Below are 24,585 nucleotides of genomic sequence, written 5' to 3'. Positions count from 1 at the left end.
TATTTTGGATAATTCGGGTTTGACCTAAAAATCATTTTAAGGTCGGCTTAAAATAGCAATTATCTTTTTTAATTCTAACCTGTGGTGATGCGCTGCATTGATTTTCTTACGAAATGGATTCCATGGAATCGAGCATGACACAAACGTCTATGGTAGATAATCATCCCACTCTGTGACGATCTTCGCCATGCTCGATTTCATTGGCTTTCTCCAAGACCACACGGATAGACTTGCTAATAGGAGTATTACTTTTGATGGCGTATTCTTGGATTGGAACCAGTGGATTTGTTTCGGGGAAATAGGCAGCTAGGTTACCCTGTGGAATTCGATAGGGGATGACTAAAAATTGAAAAACTTTGCGCTCTTGCCCATCATAATTACTTAGGATATTGACTATATCCATTTTTTTTAGGTCTTCACGAACCATGTCTGATTCATTCATAAAAAGCACTCTACGTTCATTATGAATGCCTCGATATCGATCATTGAGGCCATAGATCGTCGTGTTGAACTGATCATGAGAGCGTATGCTCATCAATAAGTATTCGTTTTCCTTCAGGTTGTGGAAGGGAAGTTCTGTTTTACTGAACTGGGCTTTTTGATTTGGTAGTTTACTGAAATCCAAGTCCCTTACATTATTTGGCAAGTAGTACCCAGAACCTGCTGACTTTGAATTCATGTCTTTGAATCCAGTGATCACTTCTCCTAATTTTTCCCGAAGCAATTCATAATTTGAACCGAGCAACTTCCACTTCACAGGATGGTTTCCTTTGAAAAATGCCGAAGCAATGCCTGCCACTATCTCGGGTTCACTTTTGATGTCGTCAGAAATTGGATCCAGAAAGCCTTTGGACTGATGAACTATTCCCATACTGTTTTCCACAGTGAAATGCCGTTGCTTTCCGTCTTTTAAATCCTTGTCAGATCTTCCAAGCGTGGGTAAAATCAAGGCGGTTTTTCCAGTTACCAAATGACTACGGTTTAGCTTGGTGCTGATCTGAACGGTAAGTTCGCAGTTTTGAAGTGCTTTGGCAGTGTATTCCGTGTCGGATGCAGCAGATACAAAATTGCCTCCCAAGCCAACGAAAATCTTTGCTTTTCCTTCGTACATAGCTGGAATCGCTTTGACCACGTCTACTCCTTCATGGGTAGGTGCGTCAAAGCCAAAAGTTTTTTTGATGGCAGAATTAAGGTCTTTGGATACAAAATGCATAATCCCCACACTTCGATCTCCCTGTACATTGCTATGTCCTCGAACTGGGCAAGTTCCGGCGCCAGGCTTCCCCAAACTTCCTTTTAGCAGCAGAAGGTTTACACATTCTTTGATGTTGTCCACGCCATTTTTGTGCTGTGTCAGCCCCATCGCCCAGCAGATAATGATTTTGTTCTTTTTCGCTAAAAGTGCTACTGCTTCATCTATCAATTTCTCTTGCACTCCACATAGTTCCAGTAATTCTTGCTCAGAATGAGTGTCTAGATGAGCTAGGAGTAATTCGTACCCCTCGGTGTATTTCTCGATGAATTCATGGTCAAATACATTCCCGTCGGATTTATCCAATGCAGCTAGTTTTTTCTCAATCAACTTTAAAAGTGCCACATCCTGATTGATCTTTACCTGAAGATAAATATCTGTCAAGCCGTGTCCGGTCAGTAACATTCCACTTATTCCCTGAGGATTTCTGAATCTAATCAACCCTGCTTCTTGAAGTGGGTTAATGCTGATAATTTTGCCGCCATTTCGCTTGCATTTTTCTAATGCAGAAAGCATTCTTGGATGGTTGGTTCCTGGATTTTGTCCGATGACCATCACCACTTCTGCTTTATCAAAATCCTCCAATTTCACTGAGCCTTTGCCTATACCTAAAGTTTCCGAAAGCCCAATTCCACTGGATTCATGGCACATATTTGAGCAGTCGGGCATATTATTCGTACCAAAAGCTCTGACAAAAAGACCATATAAAAATGCAGCTTCATTGCTCGATCTGCCTGATGTATAGAAAATTGCCTGGTCAGGATTGTCAAGTGCATGAAGATGATCTGCAATGACTCTAAAAGCTTCCTCCCAAGTACATTCCTCATAGTGATTTGAGTTTGGTTTCAAGTGCATGGGAGCGACCAATCGGCCACTTTGCCCGATTTTGTAATCTGACCAGCGTGATATTTCTTGTACAGAATAATTAGAGAAAAAAGCATTGTCAACCATCTTATAAGTAGCCTCCTCAGCCAGAGCCTTTGCTCCATTTTCGCAGTATTCTCCTAGTTTGGATCGGTTTTCTGAATCTGGCCAAGCGCAGCCAGGGCAATCAAAACCATCCTTTTGGTTCATATGAGAAAGTGTCTGGAGCGACTTTATCACTCCCATTTCTTTGAAGGTGTGTTGCAGTGCGACTTTTATACCCGTGAATCCCGCAGCATAGGAAGCTGGTTTTTTCAACTCAATACCTGTAAAATCGGTGGAGCTTTGAGTCTGAATATTTTTTCTTATTGATGAGGGCATGGGCTGATAGTTCTCTTGGGAGTTGCTTAAAGTTAAAGAAATATGATCGCATCAAAGATCACAATACATGTGATTTTCTATTCTGGCCTATACTCCAGAATATCTCCAGGCTGGCAGTCAAGCGCATTACAAATTGCCTCAAGGGTGCTAAATCGGACTGCTTTTGCCTTTCCTGTTTTGAGAATAGAGAGGTTTGCCAATGTTAATTCTACCTTCTCAGAAAGCTCATTTAGTGACATTTTTCGCTTTGCCATCATCACATCAAGATTTACTACGATAGGCATGGCTTATACGGTTAGTTCATTTTCGGATTGAATTTCTACTCCTCGCTTGAAGATCTGAGCAATAATGAATATCAGCCCTGACATAAAGATAAACTGGCTACTTGACCAAACTTCCAATACTTCTCCTGTCACTTTGTGAAGCCAGGCAAAATATCCATTGGCCACCATCATCAGAACCCATGTAGAAAATAAAGCATAGCCGATTTTCTCAAGCTTCAATGCAACATACTCTTGGAAAGGATTACTGAGATTTACCTTTCTTATGGCTTGCAATGCCAAAATCCACACATTACAAAGCATGGCTGGGATGCTTATTCGCAAGCTGACGGCGCATACATAATACCAAAAGCTATGATCTCTAATCGCAGAATAATCGAGCCCCAGATAAAGATCTTGGGATGCAATAGGATTGTTAAGACTAATGATAAAAGAGATGATAATTGCGCCTGTTTCAATTCCATAGGCTACAAAGGGTATCCAGGCCAAAGCTTGCATCACTTTCAGTATTTGCTCTGTACTTGTCTTTTTTCTCAATTTCATATCATTGATAGTTGATAAATGATAATCAAATATCAATGGATATTTATTGAAAAACAATAAATTTGAAATTGTTTTTTATGCCTACTTTTTTGTCTTCTTTTTGATTACATCCAAATAGGCAGAATTCAGAGCTTCGAAAATCACCTCCTTCGAGACTTTTTGAAGCTCAAAAGTAGTCCAGCCTTTTTCTCCCCACTTGTTGGGAACGGAATAGATGGAAGTAGAGTCAAATTCACAAAAAGCAGTTTGTTCTTCTAGCGAAAGTATCAGATTCGCTGATTGGTTTTTCTCATGTAAAGTTGCGAATATCCGCTTCTTTACCACTTTAAATGCTGTTCGGTCAAAGTGTGGAGCACTTTCAGTTTCTGGGAAAGAAAGTGCCAGCTGGGCAAATGATTCAGGAGTTATCATTGAGGAAATTGTTGTCATTCCTAAGTTCACGATTTCCCGGCACAAAATAAAAAAGCGGATTGAGTCATTGCCCAATCCGCTTTGCAAGTGAGAATAATTGTCCAGTTAGATAACTGTTACAAATTTTTCGGTGGGTGTACGCACCTTTTTCATGTTGACCAACCAGTCTTTGTCCTCATTTCTATAACCTAGAGGTAGTACTACCACACTTCGAAGTCCTTTTGATTTTAGATCCAGTATTTCATCCAGCGCGGCAGCATCAAAACCTTCCATAGGAGTCGAATCTACTTCTTGCTCAGCAGCAGCTATCAATGCAGTGCCAAGCGCGATGTAGGCTTGTTTGGCAGTATGATTGAAGTTTTCTTCAGCAGTTTTGGCTGTATATGAATTTATAAGTTTGTTACGATAGTCATCAGTGACAGAGTCTGGGAGATTTCTCTGTTCGTTGTTGTATTTGAAAACGCTGTTGATTCGCTCAGGTGTGTAATCGTCCCAAGCAGCAAATACGAGTACATGTGACGCGTCTGTGATTTGGCTTTGATTCCAAGCAATAGGTTTGATTCTCTCTTTTACTTCCTGATCAGTGATCACCAAAATTTCATAGGGTTGCAACCCTGAGGAAGAAGCTGAAAGCCTAACTGCTTCTAGGATGTAATCAACTTTTTCTTGAGGGGCTGGTATCCCATTCATTGATTTGGTGGCATATCGCCATTTCAGATTTTCTAGTACCTGCATAATTTCTTGGTTTAGTTTTCTTGCCTGTGAGTTTTCGCCCAAAGCCATGATTTGTAAACAAAGTATGTATCTCAAAGTTCAATGTTTAGGAGATAAATGTATATACATGGGTGTTACTAAGATTCAAATGAAATAGTGAACAGCTGTTATTTACTCCTTCTTTTTGAAGTTGATATCCAGTTGTTGGATCTTTGGTTCCTTCTCTGGTGTCAGGGTAAAGAAAATATTAGCATCTCCATATTCTCCTTCTAGTGTGAAGCTGCCGCGAAGTTGATTACGAGGTTTTACAGCGGTGACGTTTTTGATTTCGCCTGCTTGAGTTAAAATAGCTTTATACTCGGCATAACGATTCTCCTTTGAGCGATCCAAAAAGAAGTTTTCAGCTAATATGGATTCTTCAAGCTCTTTGTTTCCCGTTTGAATTAGAACTACTAACTGATTTTTTCTCTTTTCTAAAATATCTGAAACTGGTAATTTTCTTGGCTCCATTACCCCTTTTTCATAAAGCAAAGCCTCAATCTCTGCTAGTGGCCATGGGGTAGTGTAAGTCAGGTTGCAGAAAGCCATAATCCCAATCCCAAACTCGGGGAAGAATCGATAATTACTCCCAAACCCAGGTAAAGCCCCTCCATGAGAAACCCATTTAGTGCCATTGCAGTTTTGATATATTCCCAGTCCAAAACCATATCCGCTCATAATAGCGCAGTCTCCATTGGTATTTAATCTAGGGAATTGTGGCGTTTGCATTTCCCGGAGAGAGCTACGTTTGATTGGGCCACTTTCAACTCCATTTCGAATTGGCCAGGCAGACAAATGGAAACCAACATACTTGCTGAAATCTTCTATCGAAGTAATCAGTCCACCCATTGCTCCAAAAGCGCCATCATGCAGCATAGGTTCCTTTTTCCACTGCTCATCTTCCCACCGATAGCCAATTGCCAACTGATTTATGGGCACATCGTCGATTTCCCAATACGTATGAGTCATTCCCAGAGGCAGTAAAATATTCTCTTTGATGTATTCTTGGTAAGGTAGGCCAGAAACTTTGGAGATGATCTGACCAAGAATTGCATAACCAGTATTACTGTATTCGAATTGAAAAGCAAGAATTGCATAACCAGTATTACTGTATTCGAATTGAAAAGAAGGTGCATTCGCAAAGGAGATGCCTTCGCTAATCAATCCCATGAGCATCTGATCTGATTCATCTAGTTGTCGATCTCCCCAGGGATTGTCTTCAGGAAATCCAGCCGTCATAGTTAACAGATTTTCAATATCAATAATAGGAGCATCTTCCGTCAGGTATTGAAGTTTTGACATCTCGGGGATGTATTTGGCAACTGGATCATTAAGTGCGAGTTTGCCTTTGTCTCTCAGATCCATTATAGCCATCGCAGTAAAACTCTTCGTCATCGAAGCAATTCGGAAGGCAGAGGTGGATTCTGCTGGAATATTTTGGGACACATCCAGTAAGCCAGTAGAAGAGGCTATGACCAACTCATTGTCTACTACTATGCCATAGGCAATTCCCGGAATATTATTTTCCTTGGCATACTTTGCCATCAGAGCTTCTAGTTCCGGTAAGATTTCTATGATCTTTTCAACTCTCTGATCATTTTCAAAAATAGGTTTTTGATAGTCCGGCGAAAAAGCATGGGAGGTTCCTTCAAAATTCTTGTCTTGCCCATGAGCAGCAAAAGAAGAGAAGAGAATCATTACAATAATTGCGAAATAGCTATACTGGGTTTGCATCTATAGAACTTTATTGAAAGAACTATAAGTTAATCACATGTGACAATAAACCTTAGCTATTTGAGCAGAAGATCTTGGTAAATATTTCGAGAAATTTTGAAATCCTGATCTAGTCCTTTTTGAAGAGCTTTTTCCCAAGTTTAATAATCCCCAGAACAATAAAACCAACTACCAGTCCAACCAGAAATTCTGTAATGATAGCTGGCACTGAAGGGAAAAGATGATGGAAAAAGTCAATGCTATGAACAAAAATTCCGCCAGAAACCAAAAGCAAAGCTATAGTTCCAATAAAGCCCATTGCTTTTATTATTTTGGGAAGAGCACTGACCAGCACAAGTCCGACCTTGTCCGAAAAACTGTCCTTACGATCGTTCATCGCGATCAGTCTAAGCCCGAGCTCATCCATACGAACGATTAGTGCGACTATACCATACACACCTACGGTAGCGATCAGAGCAATAATGGTAACAACGATGATTTGCTCAAGAATAGGTTCACCCACTACTGTTCCCAAAGCAATAATTACAATCTCTACAGACAATATAAAGTCAGTGATGACTGCGGATTTTATCTTTTCTTTTTCTTTTAGAAGGATCTCCTCCTTAGTGATATTTTCCTCAATTATTATGGTTTTGTGATGCTTGTGGGGAAAAATGTATTCGTGGATTTTTTCTGCGCCTTCGTATGCGAGGTATAAACCTCCGAGTAATAAGATGTATGTAATGGCAACCGGGACAAACGCACTAAGCAAAAAAGCTACAGGAAGAATGATTGCTTTATTCAGAAGAGAGCCTTTGGTGATTGCCCAAAGAACCGGGATTTCCCGTTCGGAGACGAAGCCAGAAGCTTTCTCCGCATTTACAGCCAAATCATCACCCAATAAACCCGCTGTTTTTTTAGCAGCTACTTTACTCATTACTGCCACATCATCCATCAGCGTCGCGATGTCATCTAGCAGTGCAAATAATCCTGAAGCCATTTCTTTATTTGAAAATTTATAAAATCCCTGTTGAGTTAAAGCAATTGAAAGTGAAGTTACTCCGCTACTGCTATGCGCACAAATGAAAATTCATAAGTGGAGCATTTATAGGAGTAAATTACTTTCTGTTTAACTTGAAAGTAAATACATGAATTATACCAAAACTCTAATCATGATTCGAGTAGTACTTGTTTTCTTGCTGCTGATAGGTTCAAGTATTTCTGTTTTTTCGCAGTCTTATTATTCGATCCCAGCTGAAGCCACACGAATTGTCTTTTTGGGCAATAGCATCACTTATTCTGGTCAATACATTAGCTACCTGGAAATGTATTACAGATTGAATTACCCTGATCGGGAGTTGGAATGGATTAATGTAGGCTTACCAAGTGAGACCGTTTCTGGTCTATCTGAGGCTAATCATGCCAATGGTGCTTTCCCAAGACCAGATCTACATGAGCGATTGGATAGGGTGCTTGAGCAACTTAAGCCTGATTTGGTTTTTGTGAATTACGGGATGAATGATGGGATATACATGCCATTGGATGAGGAGAGATTTCAAAAATACAAGGATGGAATCAACTGGTTGGATTCTAAGATTTCAGAAATAAAGGCCGATGTTATTTATATGACACCTCCGGTATATGATCCTGCAAAAGGTGCTGCCTATTCGAATGTGTTGGATAATTATTCGGATTGGTTATTATCCCGAAGATATACTGATGATTGGAAAGTGATAGATATTCACTGGCCGATGCGAAAATATATAGAAGACCAGCGAGTTTTGGACAGTGCGTATTATTTGGCAAAAGACGGTATTCATCCGGGAGAAGTAGGGCATTGGTTGATGGCAAGAGGGATTTTGATTAGTCTAGGGGAATCTGAAGTCAATGACTTCGATGATATTCATGAGGCTATTGCTTTATTTGCCAATGGCGAAGAAATTTTAAGTCTTATTTCTCAGAGACAAACTTTACTTCGAGATTCATGGCTTGCTTCGACTGGGCACTTGAGGCCTGGACTTAATGCTGGGTTTTCTTTAACAGAGGCGGAAGAAAAAGCAAGGGAGATTGAGGGAAAGATTAAAGCTCTTTTGAACTAGGTAGTAGAACTTCCCAAATATATCCGGGATATGGAGGGTAGTCCTGTAACCGTATGGCCTAGATGCTGGCATTTTTTTCTTTCAGAAAAAGGGCTGGTTTCCAGCTAAAGAAAGGGAAATCAAATTAGATTTGTGTCAAAATTGAAAAACTCCACAAAAGGGGGTTGAATCATACTATAATATCATGCCTTATTTAATCAGAAAAGCCAATTTTGCTGACCTGAATTCTTTGGTGGAAATGGCAAGAATCTCGTTTGTCGAAGCTTTCTCCGAACGAAATAAAATTGAAAACGTAAACTCTTACCTTGAAGAAGCTTTTACTGAGGAGCAGTTCGCAGAGGAAATGGAGAGTCCGGCGTCGGTATTTTTTCTACTAGAGGTGGACGGAGAACTAGCGGGCTATTCAAAAGTCAATTTTGTTCCTGCCCAGACTGATCTTAATGATAATTCAAGTTTGGAAGTGGCTAGACTTTATCTACTTGAAAAGTATATTGGGTTAGGTTTGGGTAAGATTTTACTAAATCATACCATCAATTTTGCGAAGCTCAACAGGAAAAAATATCTCTGGCTGGGCGTTTGGGAGAAGAATAATCGCGCGATTAAATTCTACGAAAAAAATGGCTTAAGTATATTCAGTTCTCATGCTTTTCCTTTTGGAGATGAGATTCAAACTGATTTTTTGATGCGAATAGATTTTTGACCGTACTTGGGCGATGATCATCGATGATATGAGTAATCAGGCATGTCCAGCAGAGGAATCAAAATCAGTAAAGGAATTAATCAAAGAAAGGCGACCATCGGTCGCCTTTCGGATTAAAATAAAGGGCTAGTTTGGTAGATTAAATTTCTCCCAGTTCACCTTTTTTAGCCATTTTCTGCATTTTCTTATTTGCATAGATAGCTACTTCCACTCTTCTATTTTGCTGACGCCCGGCTTCAGTATCATTAGTATCTGTTGGTTGCATCTCACCATAAGCAGTGATTTCCATTCTGCTTTTTGCGATTCCATTTTCTGTCAAATAATCTTCAACCGAATACGCTCTTCTGCGCGATAAGTCCATGTTGTAATCATCCGCACCCGTATTGTCTGTATGACCTTCTACAAGGACATTGGTATCCTCATATTTTTTCAATGTTGAAGCTAGCTCAGTAAGGTTTCCCTTAGAGATATCACTCAATTCAGATTTGTCTACAGGAAACATCAGTCCAGAGTCAAATGTGATTTTGATTCCTTCACCCACACGTTCTACAGTTGCTCCTTCAAGATCTCGTTGAAGCTCTTCGGCTGCTTTGTCCATTTGGTTTCCAATAATAGCTCCAGCAGATCCACCGATCGCCGATCCTATCAAAACACCTACAGCAGTATTTCCTTTACCTGCGATGACGCCACCAAGCACTCCACCAGCGGTTCCGCCGATTGCACCACCTTTTACTGCATTACTTGATTTGCAACTTACAGCACCCAAGGTAGCCGAGGCTATAAGGGTCGCCATTAAAAGTTTGTTGGTTGTTTTCATATCATTGTTTGTTTGATACACTTACTAATTTCAATTCACGTACCATATCAATTCTGAGCTGAATAAAGCTGTTTTGAATTATCCCACATGGGAAAAGATTCCCGATTCTGTGGTAACAAAGGATTTGTTTGCTGCTGATATCCCCGAAAAGTAGTAGTTTGTTAGGGCTCATTTTAGAGCTTGACTTTGATTAACCCTATTAACCTAAAATTTCGATGAGTAAACTCCTTATTTGCCTAGTCCTGTTCTTGCCGAACTTTGTATTTGCCCAAGGGAATTCAGAGAAAATCTATCTCTGGGAAAATGGTGCTCCAGGTTTTGAATCAAAGAAAGATGAACCTGAACTCGCTCAGGATTGGTGGGTAAGGAATATTCATAATCCGAGCATTACACTATTTAAGCCCGAAAAACCTAATGGAAGCTTCATTCTGGTTTGTCCAGGTGGAGGGTTTAGAAATTTGGGGTACAACGGAGAGGGAGTCGCTCCCGCTAAATTCCTCAATGAGCTTGGTGTGACGGTTGGTGTTTTGAAATATAGACTTTTCCGTGAAGAGGATTCGCCATACACAGAAGAGCACCCCACTCAGGATGTGATCCGAGCGATGAGGTTAGTACGCTCCAATGCTGAGAATTGGGGGATAGATTCAGATCGAGTTGGTATTATGGGGTTCTCCGCTGGCGGAGAAGTGGTCAATTGGGTAGCATATGATGCGAATGCAGGAGATGCTAATTCCAGTGATCCAATAGAGCGATTTGCTGCTCAGCCTAATTTTCAAATCCAAGTATATCCAGGGCCATTAGGTACACCAGAGACCGTGTCTTCGGACGCACCACCAGTTTTTCTAGTCGCCGCAAATAATGATGAATGCTGTTCTAGTACCATTGTGGATACAATGTTGGCTTACCGGAAAGCAGGCGCAGATGTGGAAATGCACTTATTTTCTAAAGATGAGCATGCGTTCAATATGGGTTTTCGTTCTGAATTTGTAAGTATAAATCACTGGCCTGATCGTTTAAAAGATTGGCTGGAGGATCACGCTTATTTTCAGAAATAACAAGGTTAGCGGCTACTTGACTTTATCAATCTGTTAATAGTTATGATTTGATTGCTTGCCAAAGCTCTAGCAGGTATTTTTGCAGAAAGATCGACTAATGAAAAGATTCTGTATTCTGCTGTTTGCAGTTTTAGTATTTCCTGTTCTTGCTTTTTCCCAAGAAAGCAAAGAAACAAAAGAACCAATAGTGATCTTAATTTCTCTGGATGGGTTCAGGTACGATTACGTAGAGCGGTTTAAGCCAGAGAATCTTACCCGGTTTATAGCCGATGGAGTAGCCGCTGAAAGTATGATGCCTTCCTTTCCTAGCAAGACCTTCCCAAACCACTACACCATTGCTACAGGGTTGAAGCCCGAGCATCATGGACTGGTGGACAATTCCTTTTACGATCCAGAGAAGGATCTAATCTATGGAATGGGGAAAAAGGAGATTGTTCAAGATGGGACTTGGTATGGAGGGACACCACTCTGGGTACTTGCGGAGCAGAATAAAATGATCGCCGCCAGCTATTTTTTTGTGGGATCAGAAGCCGATGTGCAAGGAATCCGGCCTAGCTATTATCATGATTATGATGGAAGAGTAAGTAACCTAACCAGAGTAACTGAGGTTTTTAAGTGGTTGGAATTACCAGAAGCGGAGCGTCCAAGGTTGATTACATTGTATTTTTCTGATATGGATGATATCGGTCATCGCTATGGACCGACAAATGACGAGCAATTGTCCACTCGCTTGACGAAACTAGATTTTGAATTAGGGGCATTATTCGAGGGGCTCAAAAGCTATGATTTGGACATTAATGTGATAGTGGTGTCTGATCATGGGATGATGGATATTCCAGTGGATCATTACCTTAATTTGACTGAATTGACCAAAGATATTTCTGCAAGAGTTGTGAATAATGGAGCATTGGCCCACTTATATCTGGAGGATCAAAAAGACAAAAAAAAGGTGATTAGAGAACTGGAAAAGTCAGATTTACCAATTCACATCACTGACGTGGACGACAAGGAGAATTATCAGGATCTGATGTACAAAGATCGGATTGGAGATATTTTGATTATCCCTGACAGATACTATTACCTTGCTTGGGAATCCGCTCTGCCAAGGATCAAAGAAAATGCAGCTACCTTGGGGACGGATGTATTTGGTGAGCATGGGTTCAGTCCAGCTTACAAGGATATGCATGCTATATTCTATGCAAATGGACCTGCTTTCAAATCAGGTATGGAAATAGAGACTTTTCAGAATATTCATGTTTATCCATTGATTTGTAAGATTCTTGGGCTTCCGATTCCTACAACAATAGATGGGAAATTGGAGGTGCTTCAACCGATTCTGAAATAAGAAAAATGGATAAAATAGATATAAAATCGAGGAAAGAGGTTGATTTTTTGGTGCGGCGATTTTATGATCAAATCCGCCTACATGATACACTTGGCCCTATTTTCAATGGGGTAGTGAAAGATTGGGAAACTCATTTGGTTCATCTGAGTGATTTCTGGGAGATGATTTTACTGCAAACTGGTCCTGGTGCTGGGAAATTTAATCCAGTAAAAGTTCACAGAAAAGTAGATGCTGAAGTGGACAATAGCATAGAACAGGCCCATTTTGGCAATTGGCTGGAATTGTGGTTTGGTACGATTGATAGATATTTTGTGGGTGAAAATGCTAATTACGCCAAGGAACATGCAAGACGGATGGCGCATATGCTATTTATGAGGATATGGGAAGCTAGGGTGAAGTAGTGGTCAGTCGCAGTGTTTGGCGCAAGTCTTCAGACCTGCCTACCGGTCAGGCAGGCTTGTGCCTGTTTCAATGCAGTCTTCAGACTGCCACTGATTGTTTAAACTGATAGAAGTCTGGAGACTTCATTATTAAGGTCCAAGTCATGAGACTGAACCAGAGATTTGTCAGCCTGACCGGAGTCGAAGGTTCTTCCTTAGTCAACGGTTAGATTTTAATAGTCTATTGAGATTAGACTTTGGGAAAGTATCTCATGAGAATTGGTGGATTCTTTTTAGATTAATGTCTCATTAACTTTATCCCAAAACCATGCGAAAAATTACCTTGTTATTACTTTTTGTCCTAGTTACCTTTTTTGCTCAAAGTCAAACCAAAAGCCTTTTCGATGGAAAAAGCCTAACAGGATGGTATATGGACGTCCCCGATCTAGAAGCTGATAGTTCTTTAAGAATTCCATTTATCATCAGAGACGGACTTTTGGTGAGCTTGGGAACGCCTCAGGGCCACTTGATCTCAGAAGCTGAATATGAAAATTACACGCTGGAGCTTGATTATAGATTTGCTGGTAAGCCTGGCAATTGCGGGATATTAGTTCATGCATCTACGCCTCGGGCTTTGTACGATATGTTCCCGAAGTCTATCGAAGTTCAGCTGATGCACAGTAACGCAGGGGATTTTTGGTGTATAGAGCAGAATATCGAGGTGGAGGATATGGAAGCTAGACGTGGTCCGAAGGAGAATTGGGGTGTGAACGGAAGGAAGGAGAGAAGAATCAAGAATCTTACTGATGATTCAGAAAAGCCGCTTGGTGAATGGAATCATATCAAGATCGTATGTGACGCCGACAAAGTAACTGTCTGGCTGAATGGTGATCTAGTGAATGATGGTTTCAATGCGACAGCTACCCGTGGGAAGATAGCCTTACAAGCCGAAGGAGCAGAAGTGGAGTTCAAGAATATTTTGCTAACCAATCTATAGCATAGAAGACTACCTGAGCCATCAATTGGAATTTAAAATCTTCATTCCTAAAAATTTATAGCTTAGAATAATTAAATTGAGTCTATTCAGATAATCCTATTTAATTAGTTTCGTTGGGTTTTTTCAAGTTAAAACTTTAGGAGTATGAAAAAGTTTTCACCCCTCTTTTGCTGTTTTATAATTATATGTTTTGCTGCATTTCCGAGGCAAGATGAGCGGCTTTTTGACTCCGACGAAATCTTGGAAATCAGCCTAAAATTTTCTGTGAAGAAGCTTCGGAAGGAGACCAATGATTCGACTTTCATGGATTCAATGCTGATTTATAAAAATGGAGATGGCGCGGTTGATACATTGAATGTGGGTTTGAGGGTGAGGGGAAATTTCCGTAAGGAAAATTGCTATTATCCCCCAGTCAGGATGAGGCTCAAAAAGAAAGAAGGCAAGGGTAATATTTTTGATGGGAGCAGAAATTTGAAAATAGTTTTTCCTTGCTCCAAAGGTAAAAATGCTGATACCTACATAGTGAAGGAATTTCTATGCTACCAACTCTATGAGCAAGTGAGTGAATATACTTTTCATACACGAATGATCCGTATCAATTTTGAGAATGAAGATGATAAGCAGGGGCAATCTGAGCAGCTTCTAGGATTTTTAATTGAGGATGATGATAAGGTTGCCGATCGTTTTGGCGGTGAGATTTTGGAAAATACAAGGATTATTGGAACTGTTTTAGAGGATTCGGCTGCGATTCGGCATGATTTGTTTCAATATATGATTGGGAATACAGACTGGTCTAGTATGCACCAGCATAATATGAAAATACTGAAACTTGATTCGAAAACAGTAGTCCCGCTGGCTTATGATTTTGATATGACTGGGATGGTTTTACCTCCTTACGCTCAGGTCAGCAATCTGGTAGATATAAAGACAGTCAGCCAGAGATTATACAGAGGTTTTTGCAGAGATGAATTACTGATGAAAGCAATCAGAGATGAGTTTTTGGAGAAAGAATTATTGCTTTTCGCTGAGATAAAGCAGCTTGAATACTTGGTATCTGGGTATGAAGTTAAGTTTATGAATAACTATCTGGAGGACTTTTTTGACATCTTAAAGAATGATAGAAGATTTGAATTTAATATTTTGACTGCATGTAGAACCTCCGAGTAGTTTTTTAAGTTGTTCATTGACTACGCTTGGGAATTCGTTTTAGCATACATCCTTTTTTTATTCTGAAATCATTCTGATAAACTTAAATTGAGCTAGTTCTATTTGTAATCACCTAATAATGATTTGGAAAAAAGAGAAAACGGAGGAGCAACTAATTGCGGAAAAGCAACAGGACATTGACAAGGAGTTACAAAAGTCCAGCGCTAAGGGAAGAGATACTGCCAAGACACATGGTGAGATACTCCGTGATCAGATTAATGATGCACAAGAAATCTATGAGAAAATCCCCCAAAGCTTATTTACCAGTTCATTGACGGCTGGTTTGGAGATTGGCTTTAGCTATTTGATGATTTGTTCGCTTTATTTCTTTTTGATCGGAAAGGTAGACGAAGGCTCCATTATCCGTATAGTTGCGTTGGTATATCCTCTAGGTTTTATTTTGGTGGTACTGGGTCAAAGTATTCTTTTTACAGAGCAGACTGCACTTCTTACGCTTCCTGTTTTGAATAAAAAGCGGTCTATACTGAGTATGCTGAAACTATGGGGTATAGTAATTGCCGGAAATCTTGTGGGAGGCTATGTGATGTCTGGAATTCTACTGTGGCTTGGACCGCATTTGGGGATTTTTAATACTGATGTAGTGGTGACAATAGCGAAGCATGTGCTTCATGCTGATGCTCATGTGATCTTTGTCAGTGCGATTGTCGCCGGATGGCTGATGGGTTTACTTTCTTGGTTGTTAGCTTCATCTAGAGATACAATTAGCAGGATTGTCATGATTTTTCTGATTACAGCAGTTATGTCATTTACAGGACTTCACCACAGTATAATAGGAAGTGTGGAAGTGTTTTCCGGTATGTTGACTTCTCCTGATATCTCGTTTTGGAATTATCTATCATTCCAAAGTACAGCCTTGCTTGGCAATGCTTTTGGAGGAGGTATTTTTGTGGCCTTGCTAAAGTATAGAGCATTTGTATTCAATATTGCACCGAGGAACTGAGTTAAGAGAATTTACTTCAAAATGATATCCCTGTTCCAAAGGGACTGATCTTTTCCACAATACTGACTGAGGAGGATGAAATAATAGCATTGAAACATCCGGATTTTTTTGAAACTGAGGAGGATTATATAGTCTATTACAAGCTGAAACTTTTAAATTAGGTTCATGAAAAAATCTTACCTCTTTTCATTTCTAATGTTGATGGCCCTGAGTTTTTTACAAAGCTGCGGATCCGGTCAAGAGAACATTACTACTCCGCAGCAACTTGTGTCTGACGGTCAGTTGGTTTCACTGCAAATAGACAGTCAAACTTCGAATGTGAGCGATGGCTTGGTGCCTTTTCAGGATGAAAATGGCAGCTGGCTGTTCAATGTTAACCAGTCTAATAACGAGCTTCAGCTGTATAATCTTGATTCAAGGACTTTGGTGAAGCGGGTGATTTTTGATCTGGAAGGACCAGAAGGAGTAGAATATATTTCGGGGATCCACGTGCAGAGTATGGACAGTATTTTTCTATTCGGGTATCCTATGAGGAATCTTCAGCTTACCGATACGAGTGGGAGCATCAAAGCCAACTATAAATATGAGCCTCCTTTGGGATATTTGGCCGCTTTTGTACACAATGCACATTATAACTATACGCCCATTTTAAGAGGAAATAAACTATTGGTGAATACAAAGTTTGAAGCAGATCAGATAAAAGTTGCAGATGATACACTTGCCTCAAAGGCACTCAGCTATACTGTTAATCTTGAGAATTCAGAAGTGAATCTACTGCCTATGACTTGGCCTGCTGGTTATAATGCATCTGGTCCAAAACTTTTGGATTTTAGTATGGCAGCTACAGAGGAGAATTTGGTTTACAGCCTTGCCGCTGACCATAATTTATACGTCACTGATTTGGATGGAAATTTCATAAAAAGTGTGGATGCAAAAAGTCAACACGTAGACCAAAGTTTTTCAAGCTTTGCCGATGGGACAGACCGATTTCAAACGATGAAGTATGTATATGCCTCAGACCGCTACGAGCGCCTTCTTTATGACGAATACCGAGGTGTTTTCTATCGCTTTGTTTTTTCCAAAGTAGAAGTACAGAATGAAGAGGAGATCAATCAACTGAGGAGATTCCCGCGAAAGTTTGCCGTGATGATTTTGGATAAGGACTTGAATGTCTTGGGGGAAACTCTGATGCCTGAAAACACCTATTATCCAGGCAATTCATTCGTGAATGAGGATGGGTTATTTATCTCCATTAGCCATCCGGACAACCCTGGGAATAAGGAAGATCTGATGAGTTTTGAGGTGTTTAAGCTGGAGAAAATAGAGTGAGAGGTGTCAGGTGAGAGGTGTCGGATGTCCTGTGTCACCTCATCGTAAAGTTGAGCGAATCCTTTACTGGTTTCACTCTTTATCAAAGCTTCAGATAGATTTGCTTAAGTTCAGAAGATTTGCCGTTTCGGTGATCTCCCTTCCTTCCAAAATAAATTCGTTATAGTGATTTGAACTTACATATACCATGGAATCACCGACCTCGGCCAACGTATTAAATCCATTTGGAAATAGCTTCCTTCCGATAGGATACATCCAAGCAAGGTATTTATACCAAGGAAGCACGTGTTTCGCTCCATCCATTGGTTTCATAGCTCCGGGTCGATAGGCATATACTTTTTTGAATGGAAGCTTCTTCAACTCATTCTCCGTTTTGCCTTTCACTCTCGCCCAGTGACTGTTCCCTTTCTCAGAACTGTCTGTTCCTTGCCCTGAGACATAGGTGAAAGTCATCTGAGGATTAAGCTTCGCCAAAGTCGTGGCAAAACTCAACGTTAACTCATAAGTGATCTTTTCGTATTGCTCCTTGCTGATTCCTACGGATGAAATTCCCGCACAGAAAAAGCAGGCATCATAGCCTGTCATCTGACTTTCTATTGTATGTAGATCGGTGAAATCTGAATGGATAATCTCTTGCAGTTTAGGATACTGATGACCATTAGGCTTTCGGCTGATCGCGATTACCTTTTCGATGGTAGGATTTTCCAGACAGCGCTGCATTACGCCTTCGCCAACCATTCCTGTAGTCCCGGTGATGATGATTTTCAATCCCATGATGTTTTTATGTCCGTTGCCCGATGTCCGATGTGCACTCAACGTTAGCGTTAACCATTTCCTATATTACCTTTTTTTCTTTTCTATCAAAAGTACTCAAGCATCAAAGGGTTCGCTAAATACTAGTATTGAGGCTACACCCGGCTTCGGTCACCCTGCATCCGATAAAAGTCATCCTGCACCCCGCCTACTTCAGCTTCACTAGTGGATAATTCAACCCATTTACTTCGTTTTTCATTACCTGATATTTTTTCAAACTTTTGAAAAGCTCTGTCAGATTTCTGAAGCCATAGGATCGGGGATCAAAACTTGGGTCAATCTTTCGAAGTGAAGCGCCGATTTTTGCAATGTGGATTTCTTCTTCCTCATCTGAGGATATTTCAAAGGCTTTATCTATGATCTTTAAATCCAGTTCTTGAGTTTCTTTGACAGGAGTTTCTTTCTTGACTTCTTCCTCTACTACCACATTTTTACGTGTAGTATTCACCTGACTTTTCTCAGTTTTCTTCGCCTCTGCTTTGTTGTTTTCCTCTTTGGCTTGAGGTGAAAGATTTTCAGCATAAGTGAAAATCTCGCAAGATTGTACAAAGGCTTTAGGAGTTATCCTGCGTCCGATTCCCATCACGAACATGCCTTCTTCACGGATTCTTTTTGCCAATCCTGTGTAATCAGAATCTGAGGAAACGATACAAAAACCATCAACACTATTACTGTGGAGTATATCCATCGCATCGATGATCATCGAGCTATCCGTAGAGTTCTTGCCAGTTGTGTAGGAAAATTTCTGGATGGGGCTGAAAGAATGAAGGTTGATCATTTCCTTCCAGCTGTTCATGTGTGGAGTGGTCCAGTCTCCGTATATTCTTCTAATCGTCGCTTTTCCATACTTGGATACTTCTTCCAGTATTTCTTTAATTAATCTGGCTTGGGCGTTGTCACCGTCAATAAGTACGGCGATATTAAATTTACTGTCTATCATATATAAAAATGTAATGTTTACTGTTTAAAGCTAGCAATTAGCAAGCCGAGGTAAGATCATGTAAAGGAAAAAATCAGAATTAGTACTCCTGGGATTTTGCTGCCGCCGTGGTCTGTGGCTCGCCGACCGGTTTATAGACAAATTGAATTACAAATTCTGAGAAATACGAAGGTGTAGTTACAAACTCACCTTGGACTAACCATGGACTGCCCTCAGTGGGGAAACTCTTTCGCCGTTGTGAGTGTCCTCACTCACAACTTTCTTCAAGCCGTTTAAGAAACCCTTCCAAATCGCTTGGAATCAAAAAAAGAATAGATGGATTTATTCCAATAATCACGTGAGTGGGGACACTCACTTGGGCGGAGGATATTACCAACCCTGAAAGGATTGAATTACGGCCGCCGTGGTTTGTGTCTTCACAAACCACTTTATGGAGGGTATGATTATATCACAGCAAACACCGCATCAGCAGATTTGTTTGTTGTTAGGGCGCGCTGGAAGGACGCAGCAGCGAGCCAGGCGGCTGGCATGCGGGGTGAAGCTTTGCTGGCGTCTTGACTTTTTGGTTCTTTTGCGTCAAGGCAAAAGAACAAAGAATATAGAATGACTTAAGTGTTACCAAAGAGGATACTTAATCGCCCCAGTAAACTCACTCGACTATTTCTCTAAAAGGACTGAAAAATTTAACTTATAATCAGATGAAATCGTGCATGTCGAAGAATGACACACAGAGGGATGATTATTCCTGGTTCGAGATTCCATCCCGCTTCCTTCGTCACGGGACAGGTTATGACCATTGAAAAACAATTATAAACACATGAAAACTAGCATAAGCTTCACTCCATTTTGACAAGTGTAACGCTGGTTTCGGTTGGGGAAATAGAATACTGTACATATTCACCTTTCGGATCTGACAAGACTTCAAGAGGGCTATCGTATTCACTTTGCTTCAGATTTACACTTACCCATCCATCTGGCAGGTAGGTTTTTAGCGTCAAAGGAATGTCATACACCTTGGGGTCTAACTCAGAAGTCATGGTGATTCTGATTTCATCTGATTCAAGCTCAGCCGTGATAGTAGCAGCTTTTCGTTCCCGAAGATACTTAGTGACGTCTCCAAATGTTGCAATCCACAGGGAATCCTCATTTTCTTTAATATGAGCAAAGTATTCTTTTAACACTACAGTCGTCAAAGGTTCCCAGCCATAATCCTCAACACCATGAATAACCAAAACTAGCCAAATGTTATCATGTGCATTCGTAGTGTCGACCCAAGATTTCATCTGATCAACACCTGTGGTGCTAAGTGCACCTCTTTGCCACTGAACATATTCCTTACTGGTTTCGCCAGGCTGTTTTCTGCTTCCTCTATTTATTTCTTCAAGCCAGTCTTCAGGCATTCGGTTTCTTAGTGCAGGATATATATCGTATGCGTACTCCATGACTCTTTCATTTTCTGTACCATAAGGACCTTCGGCAGAAAAAGTAGATTCCTCGCCCATAAATTTCGCTAAGTCAGCCTTACTCTGCCCTAACTCATAACGTAAGTTTGCCTCATCGAGAACAGCGAGTCTGGGATGCGTGACCGTGTGGGAAGAGATTTCATGGCCTTGTTCAGCATAAGATTTGTATTGCTCCCAAGTAGTAGTGTCAACTGGGTTATTATGAAAAACCACATCATTCGTGTTTCTCATGCTACCGTTTCTGATTTTTTCATATCCCTCGTCTAGTAGCTGATATGCTTCGTCAATTTTACCAGCTTCATAGAGTGAACCCACATTTGCATGATAGTCCTCAGCTTCGGTAGTTCCGGTAAAAGCAATTAGGGAGGCGCGCTCAAAGAAATTGGTGGAATCAGTTTTGAAGGTTGAAGTTTCAGCAATGATGCTATCTGGATCTCTGCCGATGAATTTTCCTTTGCCAGATCCTTCGACTTTTCCGGTGATGATGAAAAAAGTGCCAGGAAGATTTAAACTATCCATTATTGGTTTTGCGATGGTCAACTGATTAATGATGCCATCGTCATAGGTGATGGAAATCGCACCATTCTTACCTTCATACCATTTGGTGATTTCAATCTGCTCTGACCAATCTATGGTTGGATTGGTGCATGAAAAGGATAGGAGTATAACAGCTAAAAAAGGAACTAGTGTTTTTAATGATTTCATTTATTCAGAAAGGTTTTTTTGTGTTTTGGATAAAAAAGGAGTGCCTTCCAGCACTCCTTTTTTCTGTGGGTTATCCCTGTAGATGTACTTTGAAAAAACCTATTGTTCGATCCCAAGATAAAGTGGCTGCTGCTTCATCGTAGCGGGGAGTGGTATTGTTATGAAAACCATGATTGGTATCTGGATAGATAAATGCCTGGTATTCTACTTCGTTTTCCTTTAGGACTTCCTCATAGGCTGGCCATCCGGCATTTACCCGCTCATCCAAACCAGCGAATTGCAGCATTAGCGGTGCTTTGATCAGGGCTGCTTCCTCCGCGGAAGGCTGACCTCCATAATAAGGAACTGCCGCGCCCAGATCTGGAATCCGCACTGCCATCATATTGGTGATCCAACCACCGAAGCAGAATCCTACTACGCCCACTTCTCCTGTGCAGTTGGGATGGTTTTTCAGGTATTCATATGCTGCGATAAAGTCCTCCAGCATTTCATTTCTGTCCAGCTTGCTCTGCATCGCACGTCCTTCGTCGTCATTGCCGGGATAGCCTCCCAGCGGAGTTAGTGCATCTGGCGCCAAAGAGATAAATCCATCTACAGCCGTTCTTCTTCCCACATCTTCGATGTAGGGATTTAGCCCACGGTTTTCGTGGACGACCACCACTCCAGGGACTTTGCCGGTAGTTCCCTGAGGGATGGAGAGCAGTCCTTTGATTTCGCCGCCGCCCTTAGGAGAGTCATAGGTGATGTATTCGGATGCTAAGCGCGGATCATCGGATTTGATCGTGCGGGTATCTTCATAATTAGGCATCATAGCACTCATCAAAGCAGCTACTGTAATACCTCCGACGGCATAGGTGGAGAGTTTTTCTATAAATTGTCTTCGCTCCAGTTTGTTGTGAGCATAAGCATCATAAAGTTCAAAAACCTCTTGGTTGATATCTTCTTTTCTTAATTCTTGCATGGTTTGGGTTATATGGCTAGTTGGGTAATTTACTAAAATGTCAGAAGCAATTATTGGCGCTCATGTAATTTTCTAGCCTATTGTGTGCTAAATCCCCCTTGCCCCCTTTGAGAAAGGAGGAGTCGCCTCAATTGCATCAGGGCCGAGAATTTAGAAAACACGGGCGTTGAGGTTGCATCGGTCACCGGTCATCGGACACCACTCTTCCGTCTCCGGTCTTCCTGCCTTTAAGACAAAGCAATAACCTTACTGGCATCATTGAGGAAAACCACATAAGAACAATTTTCTTCCGAACTTGCAGCCTCTAATCACTTCTCTTACATCTTGGCCTCGAAAGTTCTATTCATCACTCCGCCTTTTACTCAGCTCAATACGCCTTATCCAGCCACGGCCTATTTGAAAGGTTACCTCAATCAAATCGGGGTAGAATCCAATCAAGTGGACTTGGGAATTGAGGTGATTTTGCAGCTTTTTTCTAAGACAGGCTTAACCAGAATCTTCGAAGAGATAGCACCCAAACAGTCTGAATTGTCTGATAATGCTGCCCGTATTGTGCGTCTGAACGCAAACTACCTACAATCCATAGATCCTGTGATCGCTTTTCTGCAGGATAAAAACCCAACACTTGCCTACCGTATTGCCGAAGGAGATTATCTGCCTGAGGCAAGTCGCTTCGAGCAATTGGATGATCTGGAGTGGGCATTTGGGACACTGGGAATTCGTGATAAGGCAAGGTATTTTGCCACACTTTATCTGGAGGACATAGGGGATCTGATCTCTGAGCAGATTGATCCGAATTTTGGCTTTAGCAGATATGCGGAGCGGTTAGGGCTTTCTGCCAACTCTTTTGATGAAATGCATAAAGCTTTACATCAGGATTCTGGCTTAATCGATGGGATGATGTGTGACTTGCTAAAGCAAAAAATCCAGCAGTATCAACCGACTTCCGTGGCATTTTCTGTGCCTTTCCCGGGAAATCTCTACGGTGCTTTCAAATGTGGCCAATTCCTCAAAAAGCACCATCCTGAATTGGTGCTTTGGATGGGGGGAGGATATCCAAACACAGAACTTCGCTCGCTAAAAGAACCTAGCGTTTTTGATTACATAGATTTTATCGTACTGGATGATGGTGAAGCGCCCATTCGGTTATTATTGGATCATCTGGAGGGGAAAATTCCAATTACTGATTTGAAAAGGACTTTTGCCCGAATTGATGGGAAAGTGACTTTTTGCAATAGTAATCCTGCTAAGGATGTCCCTCAGCGCGAAGTAGGAACTCCTGATTACAGCGATTTGCTGATCCGAGATTACCTTTCTGTAATTGAGGTGGCCAATCCTATGCACAGACTTTGGTCGGATGGTCGCTGGAATAAGATGACGCTGGCGCATGGCTGCTATTGGGGTAAATGTACCTTTTGTGATGTTTCTCTAGATTACATCGGAAGATATGAGCCAATTACAGCATCCATTTTATGTGATCGGATAGAAGAAATTATCGCTCAAACCGGAGAAAATGGTTTCCACTTTGTTGATGAGGCCGCACCCCCGGCATTGATGCGGGATTTGGCAATTGAGATTCTACGTAGAGAGCTTTCTGTGGTCTGGTGGACGAATATTCGCTTCGAAAGCAATTTCACTGCAGATCTTTGTCGACTCTTCAGAGCTTCTGGATGTATTGCCGTTTCCGGAGGTTTGGAAGTAGCTTCAGACCGTTTGCTGGCATTGATCAAAAAAGGAGTGACGGTCTCTCAAGTTGCTCAGGTAACCAATCATTTTACCCAAGCAGGAATAATGGTTCATGCTTATCTGATGTATGGTTTTCCTACCCAAACGGCTCAGGAGACGATTGATTCCCTGGAAATGGTCAGACAATTGATCCAATCTGGTGTGATCCAATCTGGTTTCTGGCATCGATTTGCGATGACGGCACACAGCCCAGTTGGCCTTGATCCACAGGCTTTTGGAGCTGTTAATCTAATGCCAGTCGAAGGTTCTTTTGCTAATAATGACCTGCCACACGATGATCCTACAGGAGCTGATCATGAGCTTTATGGTGAAGGCTTGCGCAAATCACTTTTCAATTATATGCATGGGGTGTGTTTTGATGTACCGCTTCAGGAATGGTTTGAAACCAAAGTTCCAAAGACTACAGTACCCAAGAATTTTATTGCAAATGAAATCAGGAATGAACCTACTCCAGAATATAAAGATCGAAATAGGATTTTATGGATTGGAGCTCAGCCAGAGTTGCAGGTTTTCGAAGAAGATGAGCTCTCAGAATTGATTTTCTCTGGAAAAAAGGAAGACTTTGCCATGGAACTTCCGCTTGATCTGGGTCAGTGGGTTAGTGAAATGTTACTAACGGTGGGGTATAATCAAAAACTCAATACACTTAAGCCTATTCGGGAAAGTTATGAGTTGGAATTTGGAGATTTTGAGGAATTAGTGGAATCTGAAGTTTGGGAAATCCTTCGAGAGCATGGATTGCTGGTGTTTTAAAAGAATGCGAAGTGGAAAATTCCAATGCCCAACTTGGGATGTTTCTTTCTCAGAGTATTCAGTTTAGAGTGTATGTTTCTTATCTAAGAATATATGATCTCAAATTTCCGCCGTGAA

Annotated in this window: 22 protein-coding genes; 10 read left to right on the top strand and 12 right to left on the bottom strand. The window is 41.1% G+C overall.

Going from position 1 to position 24,585, the window contains the following annotated elements:
• Window positions 1-160: 160 nt before the first annotated feature.
• The 7 genes from SYJ56_RS18260 to SYJ56_RS18230 form a co-directional block, all read right to left on the bottom strand.
• On the bottom strand, window positions 161-2,497 hold the full coding sequence (locus SYJ56_RS18260; protein ID WP_323836620.1) for an FdhF/YdeP family oxidoreductase: 2,337 nt from the start codon (window positions 2,495-2,497) through the stop codon (window positions 161-163).
• 77 nt (window positions 2,498-2,574) lie between these two features.
• The gene (locus SYJ56_RS18255; protein ID WP_323836618.1) at window positions 2,575-2,781 is read right to left on the bottom strand and encodes a helix-turn-helix domain-containing protein; all 207 of its coding nucleotides are present in this window, start codon (window positions 2,779-2,781) and stop codon (window positions 2,575-2,577) included.
• Window positions 2,782-2,784: 3 nt separating this feature from the next.
• Window positions 2,785-3,321, bottom strand: a complete 537-nt coding sequence (locus SYJ56_RS18250) for a DUF2975 domain-containing protein (RefSeq protein WP_323836616.1) — start codon at window positions 3,319-3,321, stop codon at window positions 2,785-2,787.
• 81 nt (window positions 3,322-3,402) lie between these two features.
• Window positions 3,403-3,732: an MmcQ/YjbR family DNA-binding protein gene (locus SYJ56_RS18245; RefSeq protein ID WP_323836614.1), complete on the bottom strand. Its 330-nt coding sequence runs from the start codon at window positions 3,730-3,732 to the stop codon at window positions 3,403-3,405.
• Window positions 3,733-3,837: 105 nt separating this feature from the next.
• Complete coding sequence (locus SYJ56_RS18240) at window positions 3,838-4,467, bottom strand: NAD(P)H-dependent oxidoreductase (protein WP_323836612.1); 630 nt, start codon at window positions 4,465-4,467, stop codon at window positions 3,838-3,840.
• Window positions 4,468-4,617: 150 nt separating this feature from the next.
• Window positions 4,618-6,219 (bottom strand): serine hydrolase domain-containing protein, encoded by a 1,602-nt coding sequence (locus SYJ56_RS18235; RefSeq protein WP_323836610.1) that lies wholly within the window; start codon window positions 6,217-6,219, stop codon window positions 4,618-4,620.
• A 109-nt stretch (window positions 6,220-6,328) separates the two neighbouring features.
• Window positions 6,329-7,198: a DUF808 domain-containing protein gene (locus tag SYJ56_RS18230; RefSeq protein WP_323836608.1), complete on the bottom strand. Its 870-nt coding sequence runs from the start codon at window positions 7,196-7,198 to the stop codon at window positions 6,329-6,331.
• A 172-nt stretch (window positions 7,199-7,370) separates the two neighbouring features.
• Here SYJ56_RS18230 and SYJ56_RS18225 point away from each other — a divergent pair, with 172 nt between their 5' ends.
• Both SYJ56_RS18225 and SYJ56_RS18220 read left to right on the top strand, forming a co-directional pair.
• Complete coding sequence (locus SYJ56_RS18225; RefSeq protein WP_323836606.1) at window positions 7,371-8,297, top strand: SGNH/GDSL hydrolase family protein; 927 nt, start codon at window positions 7,371-7,373, stop codon at window positions 8,295-8,297.
• 184 nt (window positions 8,298-8,481) lie between these two features.
• Window positions 8,482-8,997 carry a GNAT family N-acetyltransferase gene (locus SYJ56_RS18220; RefSeq protein ID WP_323836605.1) on the top strand — a complete coding sequence of 172 codons (516 nt, stop codon included), beginning with the start codon at window positions 8,482-8,484 and terminating at the stop codon, window positions 8,995-8,997.
• 139 nt (window positions 8,998-9,136) lie between these two features.
• Here the strand turns inward: SYJ56_RS18220 and SYJ56_RS18215 are convergent, their stop codons facing one another.
• A complete protein-coding gene (locus SYJ56_RS18215; RefSeq protein ID WP_323836603.1) occupies window positions 9,137-9,814 on the bottom strand; it encodes a YiaD family glycine zipper/OmpA-like lipoprotein in 678 nt (225 codons plus the stop codon).
• A 215-nt stretch (window positions 9,815-10,029) separates the two neighbouring features.
• Here SYJ56_RS18215 and SYJ56_RS18210 point away from each other — a divergent pair, with 215 nt between their 5' ends.
• From SYJ56_RS18210 to SYJ56_RS18180, 7 genes are all read left to right on the top strand, one after another.
• Window positions 10,030-10,869 (top strand): alpha/beta hydrolase, encoded by an 840-nt coding sequence (locus SYJ56_RS18210; RefSeq protein ID WP_323836601.1) that lies wholly within the window; start codon window positions 10,030-10,032, stop codon window positions 10,867-10,869.
• Between the two features lie 97 nt (window positions 10,870-10,966).
• Window positions 10,967-12,214 carry an alkaline phosphatase family protein gene (locus SYJ56_RS18205; protein WP_323836600.1) on the top strand — a complete coding sequence of 416 codons (1,248 nt, stop codon included), beginning with the start codon at window positions 10,967-10,969 and terminating at the stop codon, window positions 12,212-12,214.
• Between the two features lie 5 nt (window positions 12,215-12,219).
• The gene (locus tag SYJ56_RS18200; protein ID WP_323836598.1) at window positions 12,220-12,615 is read left to right on the top strand and encodes a group III truncated hemoglobin; all 396 of its coding nucleotides are present in this window, start codon (window positions 12,220-12,222) and stop codon (window positions 12,613-12,615) included.
• A gap of 307 nt (window positions 12,616-12,922) precedes the next feature.
• Window positions 12,923-13,591, top strand: coding sequence for a 3-keto-disaccharide hydrolase (locus tag SYJ56_RS18195; protein WP_323836596.1), 669 nt, complete (start codon window positions 12,923-12,925; stop codon window positions 13,589-13,591).
• 144 nt (window positions 13,592-13,735) lie between these two features.
• Window positions 13,736-14,758: a hypothetical protein gene (locus SYJ56_RS18190; protein WP_323836594.1), complete on the top strand. Its 1,023-nt coding sequence runs from the start codon at window positions 13,736-13,738 to the stop codon at window positions 14,756-14,758.
• A 118-nt stretch (window positions 14,759-14,876) separates the two neighbouring features.
• A complete protein-coding gene (locus SYJ56_RS18185; protein WP_323836592.1) occupies window positions 14,877-15,758 on the top strand; it encodes a formate/nitrite transporter family protein in 882 nt (293 codons plus the stop codon).
• 165 nt (window positions 15,759-15,923) lie between these two features.
• Window positions 15,924-17,087: a DUF4221 family protein gene (locus SYJ56_RS18180; protein ID WP_323836590.1), complete on the top strand. Its 1,164-nt coding sequence runs from the start codon at window positions 15,924-15,926 to the stop codon at window positions 17,085-17,087.
• A gap of 90 nt (window positions 17,088-17,177) precedes the next feature.
• Here SYJ56_RS18180 and SYJ56_RS18175 read toward each other — a convergent pair whose 3' ends face one another.
• From SYJ56_RS18175 to SYJ56_RS18160, 4 genes are all read right to left on the bottom strand, one after another.
• Entirely contained in the window at window positions 17,178-17,861 is a 684-nt protein-coding gene (locus tag SYJ56_RS18175; RefSeq protein WP_323836588.1) for an NAD-dependent epimerase/dehydratase family protein, read from the bottom strand.
• Between the two features lie 187 nt (window positions 17,862-18,048).
• A complete protein-coding gene (locus SYJ56_RS18170) occupies window positions 18,049-18,840 on the bottom strand; it encodes an NYN domain-containing protein (RefSeq protein WP_323836586.1) in 792 nt (263 codons plus the stop codon).
• Between the two features lie 836 nt (window positions 18,841-19,676).
• A complete protein-coding gene (locus SYJ56_RS18165; RefSeq protein WP_323836584.1) occupies window positions 19,677-21,008 on the bottom strand; it encodes a polysaccharide deacetylase family protein in 1,332 nt (443 codons plus the stop codon).
• Window positions 21,009-21,078: 70 nt separating this feature from the next.
• Window positions 21,079-21,969, bottom strand: a complete 891-nt coding sequence (locus tag SYJ56_RS18160) for a dienelactone hydrolase family protein (RefSeq protein ID WP_323836582.1) — start codon at window positions 21,967-21,969, stop codon at window positions 21,079-21,081.
• 324 nt (window positions 21,970-22,293) lie between these two features.
• Between SYJ56_RS18160 and SYJ56_RS18155 the strand changes: the two genes are divergently transcribed.
• Complete coding sequence (locus SYJ56_RS18155) at window positions 22,294-24,468, top strand: B12-binding domain-containing radical SAM protein (RefSeq protein WP_323836580.1); 2,175 nt, start codon at window positions 22,294-22,296, stop codon at window positions 24,466-24,468.
• Window positions 24,469-24,585 lie beyond the last annotated feature (117 nt).

This window comes from Algoriphagus aurantiacus (genome assembly GCF_035156405.1).
Lineage (GTDB): Bacteria > Bacteroidota > Bacteroidia > Cytophagales > Cyclobacteriaceae > Algoriphagus > Algoriphagus aurantiacus.
Note: the sequence above shows the minus strand (reverse complement) of the source record. Positions and strands in the feature narration are given on the sequence as shown.